Here is a 17,378-nt window from a genome sequence, read left to right on the forward strand (position 1 = left end):
TACGGCTAGGTAGCAACTCGTTCAGCAAGAATCAGATTCCGGATTTTTCAGCCGCAAGCTTTCGAAAAGCTGACGAGATCGTGAGGTTGCTGCCGCAAGACCGGAGGACAAAGGCACCTGCCGAGTACGGCGCAGGGCATTGTCAACTTAATTGACCGCCGAGCCGAAGGAGGCGCTTCTCAAAGGTTCGAGATTCGGCGATAGCGCCTGTCATGGAGATTTCGCGCCAAGTCGCAAAGGCTCGCTCGCGCGAAGCACGACGGAAGTCGGCAGTGACGGCTCCGGGATAGGGGATGTGGAAAAGGTTCGCGACCTGATCGTGAACTGACAGAAACCGTTGAGCCTGACGTGACGATTTGAAACGCTTCATGATCCGCTCGCGTCGCCGCGTCGGCTGATGAGAATTCTCGGCCCGATTGTTGAGAGCTTTGTGCTGGCGATGTTCGACGTGAAGGCCCATCTTCGCCTTCGCAGCGCCGTACGAACGGAGCTTGTCCGTGATCATCACGCGCGGCGGCGTGCCAGCGGATTTCAAGAGCTTCTTCATGAGCCGCTGCGCAGCGCGCGAGTCTCTTCGGCGCTGGATCAAGACGTCGAGAACGAAGCCATTCTGGTCGACAGCGCGCCAGAGCCAATGTTGTTCGCCCGCGATCGAGATAACGACTTCGTCCAGATGCCATTTGTCACCGCGCGCGGGAGCGCGCTGGCGGATCCGATCGGAGAACGCTTTGCCGAATTTCCGTCCCACTGACGCACGGTTTCATAGGTCACGCCAATGCCACGCGCTGCCAGCATTTCCTCGACCATGCGCAAGCTTAAGGGAAACCGGAAATACAACCAAACGGCATAGCTGATCACTTCCGGTGGGAAGCGATGGCGACGATAAAGAGGGTCCCGGGCGGTCGGCATGCCCGTCATCTACCCCCTCGGCCGCTCCAATTCGTTAACTTGACGGTGCCGCTGCGACATCTGCATGCGCGGCTCGATCTCCAGGATCGCATCCTTGCCTGCGCCCGTGAGATTGGCCGCTGTAGTCAAAGCGGGCGGCGTGACCGGAACTGCCGACAAAGCCCTCTCGAGCCGATCAGCCAGCATATGGTGATTTTGGGCGCGTTCCTCTGCGACGAGCGCCTCGGCAGTGGACTTCAGCATTTCCCGATCGCCGGTCGCGCCGGCGCGTACGAGGGAAATGAGGAGATCACTGCGAGCCATCAGTCTTTCATCATCTTTTGGGTAAGAATGCGCGAACGAATCGTACATGAAAAGCCCTTAACTGTCTTGCCGTTCGTGGCCGAGCGCCCATTGCCGGCAGCGGCCTTCAACCGGTTATTCGCCCTACCGTTCCGGGCGCGGTCAAAGGCGCAATTCATGAGCCCGCCGATATCTCACTTCCTGGATCGTCATCAGGACTTTCTGATCCGGCAGATTCGGGGTCAAAAGTCTCACCGTTACCGCCCACGAGATCGGCCGCCATTGGCAACTCACCTCCCAACATTTTGTCCTTGCTGAGCAGGCCTGCGTCCTCGAGCAATTCCATATCGGGCAGGTCGCGCAGGGTGTCGAAGCCGAAATGCGACAGGAAGCCCTTGGTGGTGACGTAGGTGTAGGGCGCCCCTGGCTGCGGCGCGCGTGGCCCGGATGCGATGAAGCCGAGGCGGCGCAGGTCAGCGATCAGGTCGCGGCTGACCTCCTTGCCGAAAAATTGCGAGAGCTCGCCACGGGTGATCGGCTGGTAGTAGGCGATGCAGATCAGGATCAGGCTCTGCTGCTGCGAGAGCGACCGCAGCTGATCTCCCAACCCGGTCGCGGCCCGGATCGCCTCGGCGAACACTTTCTTGGTGCGGTGCTGCCAGCCGCCGGCGACGGCGACGAGCTCGTACGGCCGGCCGCGCAGCTCATCGCTGATGTCGTCGATCAGAAGGTCGATGCTGCAATCGCGGCCGACAACGCGCGCCAGTGCCTCGCGCGAGACCGGCGCGGGTGAGGCGAAGATCACGGCCTCGACCCGGCCCATCCATTCGCGCCAGCGCAGCTCCGGCGGCAGGTCGGCCAGTTCAGTGTCAATCGCCTCGGTCGGGCGCGCGCGCGGTCCCATCTCAGAGCCCGTACAATCGAAAGCTCGGCCGTCCCGTGAGTTCGCGCACGGCACCGAGCGCCACCAGCCGCTCGAACAGCCGTCGCGCGCTGCGGTCGCTGGCATTTTCGCCGGCGCCCGCCGCCTGGGCGTCTTCCGTCAGCAGGATCCGTACCATCCGATCGGCGTCGCGGCCGCGCAGCTTCGGTGCGATCTGGAGCAGCCGATTGGCCCGGCGCACGAGGTCGGCGTAGAGCTCCGCGGCGGCAGCGGCGGCGCGTGCATAGGCCAGCGCGCAGGCCGCCAACCAGGCCTCCTTCGGGCCGCCAACCTTGGCTGCGGCGCGCAGATCGGCGCGACGGAGCTGGCTTGCGAGCAGCGGCACGGCCATCGGCCATCTCAGGCGATGGGCGAGCACGACGTCGGCAAGCCACAGGGCCAGCGGTTCGCTGGCGGGGACAAGGCGCATGCTCATCGCAGCGATCTCGGCGGCGGCCGCGACCGCGCTTCCCTGTCCTGCCGCCAGCTTTGCCGCGGCGGTGACGACGTCCGCGAGCGCGTGATTGCAGCTCAGCTCGAACTGCCTGGACAGCGTGATGATCCAGTCGTCAGGCGCCATGGCGGCGCGCTCGCCGAGATACCGCCAGGCCTTGAGGATGCGACCGCCGGGTCCGGGATCATCGGTGTCGCGGCGCAGATACCAATGGTCGCGGAGCCTCGCCTCGTCCTCGGTGCGTCCGCCCTGGCGGGCGAGCACGGCGGCATTGGCGAGCGACAGGCGGTGGCGCCACAACAGGCCGAGCGGGTGGTCGTGACGGGCGATCGGATGGATCGCGGCAAGCGCCGCGCCGGCGAAAAACGTCGCATCGTCAGCCGCGTCTGCGGATGCGAGCTTCCTCACCCACAGCGGAACGGGCGGGAAGGTCGGCGGCGGGTCAGGGATGATTCGCGGGCGCGAGGACATGGCTGAGCCTAATCCCGTACGGCGCTTTTGGCGATCGATTTCGCATCAAACCGCCGGACCTGTCGCTCGCTCACAACGAATGATAATGTTGCATTATCAGTCGTTTTCCTCATTATGTGGAACATGCCCGAAAGCGCCGCCCGAACCTTCGAAAATCGCCCTCCGCAGGGCTCCGCCCCGCCTGCGCGCCCGGCGACGAGCGACGATCGTGCCGCGGCGCAGACGTCGTTCGACAGCCCTAGCCGCCTCCCCTGCCCTGTTCCGGCGCCGGACTCCGGCCTGCCGGCGCATCTTGAGCGGCTCGCCGATCGCGCCCGCGACTATGTCGACGCAGCCAGCTCGGCGAACACGCGCCGGGCCTACAGCTCCGACTGGAAGCATTTTTCGGGGTGGTGCCGGCGTCAGGGCCTCGAGGTGCTGCCGCCGTCCGCGCAGACCGTCGGGCTTTACATCACCGCCTGCGCCTCCGGCGCTGCGACGGCCGATCGCCAGGCGAATTCGGTCGCGACCATCGAGCGTCGGCTCTCGGCGCTGACCTGGAACTATGCCCAGCGCGGCATGCCGCTGGACCGCACCGATCGGCATGTCGCGACCGTGCTCGCCGGCATCCGCAACACCCATGGCGCGCCGCCCCGGCAAAAGGAAGCCGTCCTGCCCGAGGACGTCATCGCCATGCTCGAGACGCTCGATCGCGGCACGCTGCGCGGCTTGAGGGATCGCGCCATGCTGCTGCTCGGCTTTGCCGGCGGCCTGCGCCGCTCGGAGATCGTCGGCCTGGATTGTGGCCGCGACCACACCGAGGAGGGCCGCGGCTGGGTCGAGATCCTCGACAAGGGCATGATCGTCACCCTGCGCGGCAAGACCGGCTGGCGGGAGATCGAGATCGGTCGCGGCTCATCCGACGCGACCTGCCCGATCGTGGCCCTGCAGATCTGGCTGAAGCTCGCCCGAATCGGTCACGGGCCGCTGTTCCGCCGGGTACGGGGCGACGGCAAGGACGTCGGTCCGGATCGCCTGAATGACCAGCAGGTGGCGCGGCTGGTCAAACGCGCGGCGCTGGCCGCCGGGGTGCGCGCTGATCTGCCGCAAGCTGAACGCGAGGGAAAGTTCGCCGGACATTCGCTGCGCGCCGGCCTCGCCTCATCGGCTGAGGTCGACGAGCGCTACGTCCAGAAGCAGCTCGGTCACGCCAGCGCGGAGCAGACCCGCCGCTACCAGCGGCGGCGCGACCGATTCCGGGTCAATCTCACCAAGGCCGCCGGGCTGTGAACCGCGCGGCCGGGGCGGGTTAGAAGTTCCACGGCGAAATCAATTCGAGCCCTGTCGAGGCAAAATCACTGAGATTTCGAGTGGCCAATCTGCCGCCATTGACGCGGGCGATAGCTGCGATCATCCCGTCGGGGGCCGACATCGGTTGGCCATGGCGCGCCGCCTCTCCCATGAGGTCGCCGTAGGCGAGTGCAGCCGCTTCCGTCAGGCCATAAATCCGATCGGCGAAACGTCGGCGCCAATCGGATAATCCGTGCTCCAGCCGCTCCGCGCGCTGGTCGGGCCTGATCTTCTGAATGCCGAAAGCGATCTCGGCGATCGTGACCGTGGGAAGTGCAAGCTCCGCATCGTGGCGAACCAGCCAGGCGATGACCGCATCGTCAGGGGCCTTCCTCAAAGTCTCCGATATCACATTGGTGTCGAGGAAAATCACAGGTCGGGTCCAGTATGCGGTCGGCGCCCTGCGCGAATCACCGCCTCCAGGTCGATATCCGCATCCTCACTCGTCCTCAGTCGGGCATAGAATTCCGCGGGCGGTTCGCGCCCAGCGACGCGTTCCTCGTAAGCTTCGAGTGCGCGCTCGACGACGTCCGCGATCGAGCGATTCTCCCGACGCGCCAGACGATGGGCAAGAGCTCGTGCCCTTGCACTCCGGACTGAGAGCTGTGGTTCCGCCATAGCAAAGAGACTCCTCCCGGAGGAATATACGCCTGTGACGGCAAGCCATCAAGATGGCATCTGCTGGCTAGCCATCTCCGGAACTGTTGCAAGCGCCTTTCGACAGTCAAAGCTTTGGTCACCCCCAGCCGAAGCAATGAGCTCGCCCATTCCGGTGTGAGTTGGCCGCGATCCAGCCCGACTAGCGGTCGGCGCGTCGTTGTCGACCAACCATTCCTGCCGGGCTTTGGCTCATTTCGGGCGTCTGGCCAGCGAGGCGCGCAGTTCGGCGCTGGCGTGCGCCGGCTTTCCCGGCGCAAAGCGAGCGGTCCCGCCCCCCGCCGGGGTTGGTTTCGCGCGGTCCAGCTTGCCCCGCAGCAACGCCATGACCATCGGCCAGACCGAGAACTTACCGCCCTTCGCACGGTCAGTCAGGCTCCGCAGATAGCCGCCAGCACTGCTGATCTGGTCGGCTTTCTGGTGGATCGCCGCGAGCGTAATCGCGGCCTGCTGGTCGCCGAGCACATCCCTGGCCTCGCGCCACGCGCTCGGGCTGATTCCCAGCATCGGCCGGGCAAGTTCGGCAGCGGCCAGCAAATCCTTCCAGTGCCGGATTTCGCCGCCTTTGATCAGCCAGCGCATGTTCGGACAAGCATCCAGCACAATTCCCAAGGGGAGCTCACGCTTCGGCAAGCGCCGCAGGTTGTGGTCCGCCGCGAGGGTGCCGCCCGCTTCATCTTCCTTCGCCGAGCCTCTTTCAGATTCAGATGGAATATCTGGATTTGAATTCTGTATGTGGCAACCGGAATGGGACTCATTGCCATCCAGATTCTGTGTTTTTGCAAATGTTTCCAGTAACTCCCGTATCTCGCGCCAGAGCGCTTCCATCTCACCGCCGATACTTTCCAGGAGCTGCCGTGGGGCGGTCCGCGGAATCCGCCCGGCAATCGCCTGGTAGACCTGCTGAAACCGCTTCCAGTTTCCGGGCACGCTTTCCTCGAGCCCGGCCTCGATCATCTTCACGATGTCGCGACGCAGGATGGTGAGCCGTTCCTTGGCAACGCGGAAAGCCTTCTTCTCGGCCTGCACGGTCGCCGCCAGCGTCTTGTACTCCTCGGCGCGGGCCACCATCGGGGCCAGGTCGAAGCCGTAGGCTTGCTCGATCTGTCCGCCCTGCCCCTTGCGAGCAAAGCGCTTGCCGTTCGGACTATCCCGGCGAATGATCAGACCGCAGTCGACCAGAACGGCGAGATGCCGGCGCAGCGTCGTGGGCGGCATCCCGTTGGCCCGCGCCATCAGCTGCTCGTTGGACGGCCAGACGATCAGCTCGCTGTCGGCCTCAAGCGCAATCTCCGGATGAAATGACAACAACGCGTGCAGGATCGCAAGCGCACGGTCGGTCGCCCCGAGAACCTGGCGCGCCTCCTTGATGTGCTGGAACACGTGCCATTTGTGAACAATCGCCGCCTCCGGCTTTGCCTTCGCCGCCAGCTGCCTTGAAATCATCCCAAGCGTCATCGGCCGCCGCCCAAAGGGCGTCGTTGATAAGGGTGTCTGCATTTTCCTCCACCTGTTGCTAGGCAAAAGAAGTCAGCCCTCCAAAACGAGCGCATTACTGCGTTCCTTGGACTTGACACCGATTCGCGGAAGTGGGATTCTGTCAGCTGCCAGACTGAACAGAGAAGGGCTTCCGGAACCTCGTTTCGGGGGCCTTTTTCTTTTGCGGGTTAGCCTCCAGTCTCCTGTGAGATCGTCTCTCTGCGAAAAGCCTCGTAAAGTTGATCGAGGTTTTCCGACAGATACTCGCCGAACGCGCGGGCGTCAGATGTCTTTGCCTTCAGCGCCAACGTGAACTTCTTTCCCTCGGCCGAAATTTCCGCCGAGAGCGCACTATCCTGGGGGGCCCAGCTTCGCTTGGTTCTCTGGTTCGGCTTGCGCGAGGGCTTCGACTTCAGTTTGCGGACCAGACAGTCGAACCGTGCGTCACTCGACAACGCGGAAAAGGCCTCTTCCCCGATAATCTCCAGACCGCGCTCCTGGTTGGCCGGACTGTCGAGCAGCAGCTTCAACTCATACCAGCGATCGCGGCCAACATTCTTGGCTTGGCCGATGGCCTGCAAGATGGGGGAGGGCAGGCCTGCGACCGACAGCATCTTCGAGAGTGTCGTTCGGTCGATCGAGAGCGCACTCAGAATAGTTGCATTGTCGTCGTCATAATGGAGACGCACAACGTCCGCGGCGAACAGGGCACGATCGATAAAGGGGATGTCCGCACGGGCGGCATTCTCCTGACCTAGCGCAAGCACATGCTCTCGATCCTCGATGTCCTTGACGACGGCGCGCACCTTTCTGCCGAGGGCCTGAGCGACCTTCCAGCGGCGATGTCCGAACACCACCATGTAGCGGCCGGCCGACTTTGGATTCGGCCTGACCAGAATAGGGGAGTCCTGGCCGCGCTCACGAATTCGCTCCAACAGCAGGTTGAAGTCGCCCTCATCGTCGGAACGTCTATCTCGGACGAACGAAGCCTCGATCAACTCAGGCTCGAGCTCAACGACCGTTTCCCCCTCCACGAGCCTGTCAGCCCTGGCAGCAAGCTCATCAAGTGAATTGAGGAGGGAGCGCGAAGCGCCTTTGGCCGCATAGTCGGACACGGGACGGGACAGCCGTTTGTTATCGGTGGCGAATTCATCAACTCCATGCGGCCTACTATCAAGAATGTTAGCAAAGGGGTTTTTACGAGCCATGACTAAGCCTCCTCTTTCCCCTTACCCTCTTGAAGTCGCGAAGATTTTCGGCGGTTTTGACTGCGGTCAACATTAGAGACGCCCCCATGCCCGGTGGATCAACGCCTGAACTTCGAAATTCACCCCGTCCAGTGCCTCGATAGCGCGATCGTAGGTGTCCCGATTGAAGCTTCCGCGCTCGACCTCATACAGGCTCTGCTTCGTCAGCCCCGCGTCCGATATGGCCGTCGACTTGAGCATCGGGTTCTTGAGAATCTCCTCCGCGAGCATCGACTGCATGAAGCCCAACATTTGGGTTTGCGGAATATCCGTGGGCTCGAATCGGGTGATCAAATATCGAAGCCAGTCAATGTTGACCGCCGCTCCCTTCTCCCGGATCGCCCTGACGAAATTTCCGAGCATCAGTAGGAACTGGCTCATCGACATGAGATCGAGCATCTGTGGGTGGACGGTGATAAGAACAGACGTAGCAGCAGTGAGCGCCGTCAGCGTCAGGAAGCCGAGTTGCGGTGGGCAATCGATCACGACGATATCGAATCGATCGTCCACTTCCTCAAGCGCGCGCCCGAGGCGTTCATAGAACCGCTTGCCCTCATTCGAGCTCTGCATCGACAGTGGCGTATCGTATTCATATTCCTGAAGTTCAAGGTTTGCCGGAATGATCTCCAGCAAAGGGAAATTGGTCGGCCGGATGACCTCCGCAACTGGCCGACGCTTTTCGTCGTATCGGATAGCGTCATACAGCGACGGATTTCGATCGAGCTCTGGCTGAAAACCATGGAGGGCCGAGAGTGAGGCCTGCGGATCGAGGTCGATTGCGAGCACACGATGTCCGGTCAGCGCGAGATGCTGACCCAGATGGGCGGCTGTCGTGGTCTTGCCAGAGCCGCCCTTGAAATTGACGACCGCGATAACCTGAAGCTTCTCGCCGGGCTTGCGGACGGGGACGTATTTCTTCGCGTCTGATCGTCCGTTCTTATCGAGGTAGTGCCGGAGTTCTATCATCTGTTCCGCGGTATAGAAACGTCTTCCACTACCTGCGATCGTGGGCTCCGGGCCTTTCTTTTCTAGATGGAGTCTCTTGAGGTTGTTGGGGCTGACGCCGAGATAGTGCGCGACTTCCGACATCGGGAACAGGCGGAGCGTCTTCTTCGCGTCCGGTGGAAATTTTTCCAGTCGAAGCTGGTCGAGCTTCCGCGAGATCTCGTCGCCCTGCGCAAGGATTTTCTCGTCGAATTCGAATTTCGGGAGCAGTCCCATCCTAGCCCGTCCTGCCTAGAAAATAGCGCTATCAGGGGCGAAAGGCCCCAGTCAGGCGCCAGTATGGGGGATTCGGGCTGCGCGGCAAGTAATTTAAGGTTAACAACATCTTAACGGGTGTTCTTAGTCGCGCAGGACGAGGAGGTGATTCGTTCGAATTAGTTCAGTATTATTCAACACTTACACTGCGCCCTCAGAGTGCGGTTGCGCCGTTTTTCGCCCCGTTATTTCTACAGTCAAAGCGCGACCGTTTTGGCGCGCCTAGGGCTGCGAACCGGCCAAACTCGACACCCAAGACGCGACTCGCGCGACCGAAGCTCACCGGCCCCCGTTAATTCAACAGAGGACACAGACTGGCGCAGCGTGCTGATTTGCCTCCGAACGCGATGGAGGATTCGGCGATGCGGGCGATTGCGATTGATGCCGACGAACACCGCAGGTGCGGGCCTCTGGCGGATGAGATGCATGTGTGCCGCGGCCAAATGTTCGCCGGTCGGCTTGGTTGGCGAGTTAACGTCGGCCGCAGCCGCGGGCGCGCGCGGAACGAATACGACGCGCTGGATCCGGCGCTGCTGCACCTTGCCAGCTGTACCCGTCTCATTACGACCACGGCCCCGAGCGTGCTGTCGCACACCTTCGCGATCGAGAGCTCGCAAGTGGTGGTCGACACGGGAGGCAAGAGGAAGGGAGGCCAGCCGCTGCGGCCGACGACCTTGACACGTTTCGCAAGGATCATCGAATCGACGTCGAAGGGCGAAGAGATCGCCAGGGCAACGGGATCTGCGGGGCCGACGCATCCTGCAACTGGCGGGCTGGCCGGCAACCCGCTTTGGGGCGTGCAGAGCGGAGAGGCCATGAACGTCACCAGGATACTATCCGACTACTCGGCGCGCTTCGAACGGGTCCGTCCGCCTGGATATCCATCCGGACTGCGCCGCCTTCAGCGCCTCGCTGCCTGAGCGAGGCGGCGATTTCCATGGCCGAACTTCGTTCGCATCCGCGGCTTGTCCGCAAACTCCAGGACGCCCTCGGCGACCAGATCTGCGCCGCCCTCGATGATCCGGCTGTCGTCGAGGTGATGCTTAATCCAGACGGCCGGCTATTCATCGAACGGCTCGCCCACGGCATGGTAGCCGCCGGGAACATGGCTGCCGCAACGGCCGAGATCATCATCGGCAGCGTGGCCCATGCGTTGCAATCGGAGACCGACGACGAGCGTCCAATCGTTTCAGGGGAACTGCCGATCGGCGGTCATCGCTTCGAAGGTCTGCTGCCGCCCGTCGTCGGTGCCCCCACATTCACAATCCGCAAGCGGGCTTCACGTCTCTTCGATCTCGAGGATTACGCCACCCAGGGGTTTATGACGGCCGATCAGCTGGCGGTCATCCGCAACGCGATCGCATCGCGCCTGAACATCGTGGTGTCGGGCGGCACGGGCTCGGGTAAGACCACACTGGCCAATGCCGTGATCGCCGCGATCATCGCGCACGCGCCGGAACACCGGCTGGTTATTCTCGAAGACACGGCCGAGATCCAGTGCGTCGCTGAAAACGCCGTCTCGCTTCACACCAGCGACACCGTCGATATGGCGCGCTTGCTTAAGAGCACGATGCGGTTGCGCCCCGACCGCATCATTGTGGGAGAGGTGCGCGACGGCGCGGCCCTCACGCTGCTCAAGGCGTGGAACACCGGCCATCCCGGCGGCATCACGACCATCCACGCCAATAGCGCGATCTCGGCGCTGCGCCGTCTCGAGCAGCTCACCGCCGAAGTCAGTCACCAGCCCATGCGCGAGGTCATCGGCGAGGCGGTCGATCTGATTGTCTCGATCGAACGAACGGATCACGGCCGCCAGGTCCGCGACGTGCTTCATGTCGAGAGCTTCTCGGCGGGCCAATACCAAACCCAATCTTATACTCGCAAGGAGGAGCGCGATGTCGCTTAGTCGGTCAATGCTTGTAGGTGCCGGCGCCCTGCTGCTGACATGCGTGATGTTGGACCCAGTTTTCGCGTCGAGCGGCGGCGGCGGCAATCTCCCTTGGGAGAGCCCGCTTCAGCAGATCCAGCAATCGATCACGGGTCCCGTGGCCGGCTTCATCGCGCTTGCGGCCGTGGCTGTTGCGGGCGGCATGCTGATCTTCGGCGGCGAGCTCAACGATTTCGCGCGGCGCCTCATGTATGTCGTGCTGGTCGCCGGCATTCTTCTCGGTGCAACGCAAATCGTCGCCTTGTTCGGCGCAAGCGGCGCGTCAATCGGTGAGGCCGCGCGCACCGTGAACCCCAGAGGGGCAGGGCACGTCGGTCATGGCTGAGGTTGGCGCCAATCTTCGACGCAATCGTATCCACCGGGCGCTGTCACGGCCGAACCTGCTGTTCGGAGCCGATCGCGAGCTCGTGCTGTTGGCCGGCCTTGCCGCGGCTATCCTGATCTTCGTCGTGCTCACCTGGTACGCCGCAATCCTCGGCGCTGTGATCTGGATTGTTGTCGTGGCAGCGCTGCGGATGATGGCGAAGGCCGATCCGATGATGCGGCGGGTCTATGCCCGTCACATCTCCTATCGGCCATACTACCGGGCGACCTCGACGCCCTGGCGTCGGTACTGAGGTCCGCTCATGGCTGCGCTGCACTGTTTCCGTCATTCTGGCCCGTCCTTTGCCGATCTCGTGCCTTATGCCGGGCTCGTCGGGAACGGAATCGTGCTGCTGAAGGACGGCTCGCTGATGGCGGGCTGGTATTTTGCCGGGCCGGACTCGGAAAGCTCGACCGATGCCGAACGCAACGAGGTCTCGCGCCAGATCAACACCATCCTGGCGCGCCTCGGCTCCGGCTGGATGATTCAAGTCGAGGCAGTGCGGGTGCCGACCACGGCTTATCCGCCGCGGCAGGACTGCCATTTTCCCGACGCCGTGACCCGGGCGATCGACGACGAACGCCGCAATCGGTTCGCGCAGGAGAGGGGTCATTATGAGAGCCGGCATGCGATGATCCTGACCTGGCGCCCGCCCGAACGCAGGCGCGCGGGTCTCGCCCGCTACATCTACTCCGACGTGGAAAGCCGGTCGGCCTCCTATGCCGATACCGCGATCGACAGTTTCCGCACCTCGATCCGCGAGGTCGAGCAGTATTTCGCCAGCGTCCTGTCCATCCGGCGCATGGAAACGCGCGAGGTCGAGGAGCGCGGTGGCACGCGCATGGCACGCTACGATGAACTGTTCCAGTTCGTCCGCTTCTGCATCACCGGCGAGAACCATCCGATCCGCTTGCCGGATATCCCGATGTATCTCGATTGGCTGGCGACGGCCGAGCTCCAGCATGGTCTGTCGCCGATGGTCGAGAACCGCTTTCTCGGCATCGTGGCGATCGACGGTTTTCCGGCCGAGAGCTGGCCGGGAATTCTCAACTCCCTCGACCTGATGCCGCTGACCTATCGCTGGTCGTCGCGTTTCATGTTCCTCGACGACCTGGAGGCGCGGCAGAAGCTCGAGCGCACCCGCAAGAAATGGCAGCAGAAGGTTCGCCCCTTCATCGACCAGCTCTTCCAGACACAAAGCCGCTCGATCGATCAGGATGCGGCCGCCATGGTGGCCGAGACCGAGGATGCGATCGCGGAAGCCACTTCGCAGCTCGTCGCCTACGGCTATTACACGCCGGTCCTCGTCCTGTTCGACGAGAGCAACGCGCGCTTGCAGGAGAACGCTGAGGCGGTCCGTCGCCTGATCCAGGCGGAAGGGTTTGGCGCGCGCATCGAAACCCTCAACGCGACCGAGGCGTTTCTCGGCAGCCTGCCGGGCAATTGGTACGCGAACATCCGCGAGCCGCTCATTAACACGCGCAACCTGGCGGATCTGATCCCCCTCAATTCGGTGTGGTCGGGCAATCCAACCGCGCCATGCCCGTTCTACCCGCCTGGCTCACCGCCATTGATGCAAGTCGCATCCGGCTCGACCCCCTTCCGGCTGAACCTGCATGTCGATGACGTCGGCCATACCTTGGTGTTCGGACCGACAGGCTCAGGCAAATCGACCCTGCTTGCGCTGATCGCAGCGCAGTTTCGGCGCTATGCCGGCGCGCAGATCTTCGCCTTCGACAAGGGCTGTTCGATGTTGCCGCTGACGCTGGCCGCCGGCGGCGACCATTATGCGATCGGCGGTGATGGGGTAGACGGCGCGGCAGCGCTCGCCTTTTGTCCGTTGTCCGACTTATCGACGGATGCCGATCGCGCATGGGCGGCGGAATGGGTGGAGACGCTCGTCGCGCTGCAAGGCCTCGTTATCACGCCCGATCATCGCAACGCCATCTCGCGGCAGGTCGGGCTGATGGCCGAGGCACGCGGACGCTCTTTATCTGATTTCGTCTCGGGCGTGCAGCTGCGCGAGATCAAGGACGCGCTGCACCACTACACGGTGGATGGTCCGATGGGCCAACTGCTCGATGCCGAGAGCGACGGCTTGCTGCTCGGCTGCTTCCAGACTTTCGAGATGGAGCAACTGATGAATATGGGCGAGCGCAACCTCGTCCCGGTCCTCACATATCTGTTCCGGCGAATCGAGAAAAGGCTGTCCGGCGCGCCAAGCCTCATCATCCTGGATGAGGCCTGGCTTATGCTCGGCCATCCCGTCTTCCGCGACAAGATCCGCGAATGGCTGAAGGTGCTGCGCAAGGCCAATTGCGCGGTGCTGCTCGCCACGCAATCGATCTCGGATGCGGAGCGCTCCGGCATCATGGACGTCCTGAAGGAAAGCTGCCCAACGAAGATCTGCCTGCCGAATGGCGCCGCGCGCGAGCCTGGCACGCGCGAGTTCTACGAGCGCATCGGCTTCAACGAGCGCCAGATCGAGATTGTCGCGACTGCCGTCCCCAAGCGCGAATACTACGTCGCCTCGCCCGAGGGGCGCCGGCTCTTCAACATGGCGCTCGGTCCTATCACGCTGTCATTCGTCGGCGCGTCCGGCAAGGAGGATTTGAAGCGCATCTTGTCGCTGAAGAACACCAGGGCCTATTGGCCCGTTCACTGGCTCAAGGAAAGGGGGATCGGGCATGCTGAGACGCTTCTCGCCGATGTCTAGGGCGCTCATCATTGGCGTGATCGTCGGATCAGCGCCGGCCGGTCCGGCATTGGCCGGCGCCGCGGCCGGCGGCGCCACCGAGTTCACGCAAATCCTGAACAACGCCGAGCTGGTCAGCCTGGTCGGCCACTCGACTACGCAGATCGACAACCAGATCCAACAGATCTCGCAGCTCGCCCAACAGATCCAGAACCAGCTGAGGATCTACGACAATATGCGGCAGAACACAGCCCAGCTGCCCTCGCATGTCTGGGGGCAAGTGGAGGCCGATCTGAAGCAACTCCAGAACATCGTCAAGCAGGGCCAGGGCATGGCCTTCTCGATGGGCAACATCGACGACGTGCTCAAGCAACGCTTCCAAAGCTACGGCCAGCTCAAGACCAATCTGTCGAATGGCGCGAGTTTCGCCTCGACCTACCAGACCTGGTCCACCACCAACCGCGACACGATCTCGAGCACGCTACAGGGGGCAGCGCTCACCTCAGAGCAATTCGCAACCGAGAATTCGACCATGGCGCAACTCCAAATGGCCTCGGAAACTGCCGACGGGCAGATGAAGGCCCTGCAGGTCGGGCATGAGATTGCCGCGCAGGAGGTCGCCCAAATGCAGAAGCTGCGGGGGCTCATCGCGCAGCAGACCACGATGATGGCGACATGGTTTCAATCCTCGCAGGCAGCTAAGGACCTGTCGCAGGCGCGCCGGGAGCAATTCTTCGACGCGACCGCACCAGCCACCTCAGGGGGCCAGACCATGGAGCCGCGCTGGTGAGACCATCAACGATCATCCTCGTCCTCATCGCGATCGGGATCAGCGCCGCCGGTGCCTCGCTGTTGCTCGCACCGCGCACGCCAATCCCGGCGCACGGGACTGGCTCGGGCGGCGATCACTTCGTCAAACCTCCCCAGGACTACAAGACCTCCGGCGGCCAGCTGATGAAACCGCGATGGTAGGGCAGGGGAGCGGGGTGCGTGGTCTCAGACCGGGGCTCGTCCTCATCCTTGCGGTCGCCATCGTCGTGGCCGCGCATCCTGCCCTGGCGCAGCAGGACGGCAGCGTTCTCACGAGCCTGGAGAATTCGGTGATGACCGCCGCCAAGGGCTGGCAAACGACGGTTATGCAGGCCGCCAAATCGCTATTCTGGATCCTGGCTGGGATCGAGATCGGCCTGGCCGCAGTCTGGCTCGCGATTGGGACCGCCGCCCTCGATGCGTGGTTCGCCGAGATGGTGCGGCGGATCATGTTCATCGGCTTCTTCGCCTTCGTCCTTGAGCAGGGACCAAATTTCGCGAAAGCGGTCGTCGACAGCCTGTATCAGATTGGTGCTGGCCGCGGCTCGGCCTCGCCGGCGGACGTGTTCAATGCCGGGCTCAAGGTCGCCTCGGCCATGTCGCAGAATGCGCAGTTCGGCCTGTTCCAGGACAATGCATTGGCGATCGCCTCGGTGTTCGCAATGGTGATCGTCGTGATCTCCTTCTCGCTGGTCGCGGCGATCTTTGTCGCGGTGATGGTGGAGATGTATGTCGGCCTGCTCGCCGGCATGATCATGCTTGGTCTCGGCGGCTCGTCCTTCACCAAGGATTTTGCCATCCGGTATCTCGTTTACGCCTTCTCCGTCGGCATGAAGCTGATGGCGCTGGTCATGATCGCCAAGATTGGCTCAGACGCCTTGCTGAACCTTGCCAACCAGACTGGCACGGGCAAAGACGCCTTCGTCGGCACGCTCGCGATCGGTGGCATCTCCGTCGTCGTCTTCATCATCTCGATGTACGTGCCGAGCATCGTCCAAGGCGTCGTCCAGGGCGTCTCGGTCGGCAGCGGCATGGAAGTGATGAAGCATGCGGGACAGGGGGCGAGCTTCGCGGCGGGCAGCGCCGCCCTCGCGATGGGAGGCGCCAGGGCAGGGGCGGCTGGCTTCAGCTCCGCGCGTGGCGACGGCGCCTCGTTCGGCGCGGCCGCTCTCAAGGCGATGACGCAAAGCATCGGCTTGGCGGGCGGCGCACTCGCCTCGGCCGCGCGTGACAAGGCCATCGGCGCACCGGGCTCCTTCGGCGCGTCCACGCTTGGCCTCGCCAATGCCAAGCTCGATCAGAAAGCCGCCCAGAAAAGCTCGACCGACAAGCCGTGAGCTAGCCGATCTAACAGATGACGACCGGAGGTTCTTTTTCGAATGGCTGCGCCTAATCCGCCTAGCAATCCTTATCTTGCCGCTCGTCAGGAATGGAACGAGCGCTACGGCTCCTATGTGAAGGCGGCCGCAGCTTGGCGCAGCATCGGCATCCTCGCCATGGTCATGGCTGTGATCGGCTTCACCTATGCGCTATTCCAGAGCACGCAGGTCAAGCTCGTGCCCTACATCGTGGAGGTCGACAAGCTCGGCACCGCCGCGAGCGCCGGCTATCCGCAGCAAATCGAATATGCAGATTCGCGCGTGGTGCGGGCGACGCTCGGAAGCTTTGTTGCGAACTTCCGATCGGTGACGCCCGATGCGGTCGTGCAGAAGCAATATATCGACCGGACCTACGCGCTGCTGAGGACCTCCGATCCCGCCACGCAGAAGATCAATGACTGGTTCCGGAGCAACTCGCCGTTCGAGAAGGCCAAGACGGCGACGCTCGCCGTCGAGGTCAACAACATCGTCGCTCTCTCCAACCAATCCTATCAGGTCGACTGGACCGAATTCGAGCGCGACCGGAAGGGCAAGGCAACCGGCGAGCACCGCTTCCGCGGCATCGCCACCGTCACGCTGACCCCACCCCAGGACGAGCAAACCATCCGCTTTAATCCAATCGGCCTTTATCTGCGTGATTTCGACTGGACGGCACAATTATGAGACCGGCATGGATTCCGATGCACCTACATAGGAACCGACTTCATACATGCCTGGCTCTCACCGCATCCGCCTGCAGCTTGCTGCTTGCCGACATCAGCGCAAATGCCCAGCCGATGACCGCGAAAGAACGAAAGGGCACGAGCATCTCAAAGCAGTGGCGCGGATCGACCGGCCTCGTGACGCGAGGCGCGGACGGCAAGGTCGTCTTCTTGTTCGGCGAGGTCCAGCCCTCCGTCATGTGTTCGCCGCTCGAGGTCTGCGACATTGAGCTCGAGCCCGGCGAGGTCGTTCGCGATGTGCTGGTTGGGGACACCGTGCGCTGGAAGGTCGAGCCAGCGACGTCTGGAGCGGTCGGCGGACAAGCCATCCACTTGATCGTCAAGCCGTCGGAGCCAGGGCTTGTGACCTCAATGGTGGTAACGACCTCGCGGCGGACCTATCACATCCAGCTCAAGTCGAATGCAAGCCAATATATGGCACGGGTCGGCTTCGAATACCCAGAAGCAGTC

The 17,378-nt window shown here is 62.9% G+C and carries 19 protein-coding genes and 1 pseudogene; 11 read left to right on the plus strand and 9 right to left on the minus strand.

Going from position 1 to position 17,378, the window contains the following annotated elements:
- Window positions 1–147: 147 nt before the first annotated feature.
- The 4 genes and pseudogenes from AC0L3A_RS33250 to AC0L3A_RS33265 form a co-directional block, all read right to left on the minus strand.
- Window positions 148–909 (minus strand): annotated as a pseudogene (locus tag AC0L3A_RS33250) (IS6 family transposase).
- A 9-nt stretch (window positions 910–918) separates the two neighbouring features.
- Window positions 919–1,260: a hypothetical protein gene (locus tag AC0L3A_RS33255; RefSeq protein WP_473255943.1), complete on the minus strand. Its 342-nt coding sequence runs from the start codon at window positions 1,258–1,260 to the stop codon at window positions 919–921.
- 106 nt (window positions 1,261–1,366) lie between these two features.
- On the minus strand, window positions 1,367–2,095 hold the full coding sequence (scpB, locus tag AC0L3A_RS33260) for an SMC-Scp complex subunit ScpB (RefSeq protein WP_473255944.1): 729 nt from the start codon (window positions 2,093–2,095) through the stop codon (window positions 1,367–1,369).
- A 1-nt stretch (window position 2,096) separates the two neighbouring features.
- Window positions 2,097–3,038: a DUF1403 family protein gene (locus AC0L3A_RS33265; protein ID WP_473255945.1), complete on the minus strand. Its 942-nt coding sequence runs from the start codon at window positions 3,036–3,038 to the stop codon at window positions 2,097–2,099.
- Window positions 3,039–3,161: 123 nt separating this feature from the next.
- Between AC0L3A_RS33265 and AC0L3A_RS33270 the strand changes: the two genes are divergently transcribed.
- Window positions 3,162–4,307 carry a tyrosine-type recombinase/integrase gene (locus tag AC0L3A_RS33270; RefSeq protein WP_473255946.1) on the plus strand — a complete coding sequence of 382 codons (1,146 nt, stop codon included), beginning with the start codon at window positions 3,162–3,164 and terminating at the stop codon, window positions 4,305–4,307.
- Window positions 4,308–4,326: 19 nt separating this feature from the next.
- Here AC0L3A_RS33270 and AC0L3A_RS33275 read toward each other — a convergent pair whose 3' ends face one another.
- The 5 genes from AC0L3A_RS33275 to repA all read right to left on the minus strand — a co-directional run bounded on the left by AC0L3A_RS33275 (window position 4,327) and on the right by repA (window position 8,971).
- Window positions 4,327–4,740 (minus strand): PIN domain-containing protein, encoded by a 414-nt coding sequence (locus AC0L3A_RS33275; protein WP_473255947.1) that lies wholly within the window; start codon window positions 4,738–4,740, stop codon window positions 4,327–4,329.
- On the minus strand, window positions 4,737–4,985 hold the full coding sequence (locus tag AC0L3A_RS33280) for a type II toxin-antitoxin system VapB family antitoxin (protein WP_473255948.1): 249 nt from the start codon (window positions 4,983–4,985) through the stop codon (window positions 4,737–4,739). Before AC0L3A_RS33280 ends, AC0L3A_RS33275 begins: the two co-directional genes overlap by 4 nt.
- A gap of 231 nt (window positions 4,986–5,216) precedes the next feature.
- The gene (gene repC, locus AC0L3A_RS33285; protein WP_473255949.1) at window positions 5,217–6,524 is read right to left on the minus strand and encodes a plasmid replication protein RepC; all 1,308 of its coding nucleotides are present in this window, start codon (window positions 6,522–6,524) and stop codon (window positions 5,217–5,219) included.
- A gap of 167 nt (window positions 6,525–6,691) precedes the next feature.
- Window positions 6,692–7,711 carry a plasmid partitioning protein RepB gene (gene repB, locus AC0L3A_RS33290; RefSeq protein WP_473255950.1) on the minus strand — a complete coding sequence of 340 codons (1,020 nt, stop codon included), beginning with the start codon at window positions 7,709–7,711 and terminating at the stop codon, window positions 6,692–6,694.
- A gap of 72 nt (window positions 7,712–7,783) precedes the next feature.
- The gene (repA, locus tag AC0L3A_RS33295) at window positions 7,784–8,971 is read right to left on the minus strand and encodes a plasmid partitioning protein RepA (RefSeq protein WP_473255951.1); all 1,188 of its coding nucleotides are present in this window, start codon (window positions 8,969–8,971) and stop codon (window positions 7,784–7,786) included.
- Between the two features lie 401 nt (window positions 8,972–9,372).
- Between repA and AC0L3A_RS33300 the strand changes: the two genes are divergently transcribed.
- The 10 genes from AC0L3A_RS33300 to AC0L3A_RS33345 form a co-directional block, all read left to right on the plus strand.
- Window positions 9,373–9,930, plus strand: a complete 558-nt coding sequence (locus tag AC0L3A_RS33300) for an acyl-homoserine-lactone synthase (RefSeq protein WP_473255952.1) — start codon at window positions 9,373–9,375, stop codon at window positions 9,928–9,930.
- 17 nt (window positions 9,931–9,947) lie between these two features.
- Window positions 9,948–10,916, plus strand: coding sequence for a P-type conjugative transfer ATPase TrbB (gene trbB / locus AC0L3A_RS33305; protein WP_473255953.1), 969 nt, complete (start codon window positions 9,948–9,950; stop codon window positions 10,914–10,916).
- Window positions 10,906–11,283: a TrbC/VirB2 family protein gene (locus AC0L3A_RS33310; protein WP_473255954.1), complete on the plus strand. Its 378-nt coding sequence runs from the start codon at window positions 10,906–10,908 to the stop codon at window positions 11,281–11,283. Before trbB ends, AC0L3A_RS33310 begins: the two co-directional genes overlap by 11 nt.
- Window positions 11,276–11,575: a conjugal transfer protein TrbD gene (locus AC0L3A_RS33315; protein ID WP_473255955.1), complete on the plus strand. Its 300-nt coding sequence runs from the start codon at window positions 11,276–11,278 to the stop codon at window positions 11,573–11,575. Before AC0L3A_RS33310 ends, AC0L3A_RS33315 begins: the two co-directional genes overlap by 8 nt.
- A gap of 9 nt (window positions 11,576–11,584) precedes the next feature.
- The gene (locus AC0L3A_RS33320) at window positions 11,585–14,038 is read left to right on the plus strand and encodes a conjugal transfer protein TrbE (RefSeq protein ID WP_473255956.1); all 2,454 of its coding nucleotides are present in this window, start codon (window positions 11,585–11,587) and stop codon (window positions 14,036–14,038) included.
- Window positions 14,010–14,807 (plus strand): P-type conjugative transfer protein TrbJ, encoded by a 798-nt coding sequence (gene trbJ, locus AC0L3A_RS33325; RefSeq protein ID WP_473255957.1) that lies wholly within the window; start codon window positions 14,010–14,012, stop codon window positions 14,805–14,807. The genes AC0L3A_RS33320 and trbJ overlap by 29 nt, the downstream gene beginning before the upstream one ends.
- Window positions 14,804–14,989 (plus strand): DUF2749 domain-containing protein, encoded by a 186-nt coding sequence (locus AC0L3A_RS33330; protein WP_473255958.1) that lies wholly within the window; start codon window positions 14,804–14,806, stop codon window positions 14,987–14,989. Before trbJ ends, AC0L3A_RS33330 begins: the two co-directional genes overlap by 4 nt.
- 14 nt (window positions 14,990–15,003) lie before the next feature.
- Window positions 15,004–16,164, plus strand: coding sequence for a P-type conjugative transfer protein TrbL (trbL, locus tag AC0L3A_RS33335; protein WP_473255959.1), 1,161 nt, complete (start codon window positions 15,004–15,006; stop codon window positions 16,162–16,164).
- A 42-nt stretch (window positions 16,165–16,206) separates the two neighbouring features.
- The gene (locus AC0L3A_RS33340) at window positions 16,207–16,869 is read left to right on the plus strand and encodes a conjugal transfer protein TrbF (protein ID WP_473255960.1); all 663 of its coding nucleotides are present in this window, start codon (window positions 16,207–16,209) and stop codon (window positions 16,867–16,869) included.
- Window positions 16,870–16,886: 17 nt separating this feature from the next.
- Window positions 16,887–17,378, plus strand: a 492-nt coding sequence (locus AC0L3A_RS33345; RefSeq protein WP_473255961.1) for a TrbG/VirB9 family P-type conjugative transfer protein, incomplete at its 3' end; no start/stop codon positions are given.

The sequence above is a fragment of the Bradyrhizobium sp. MI1.3 genome (assembly GCF_055811695.1).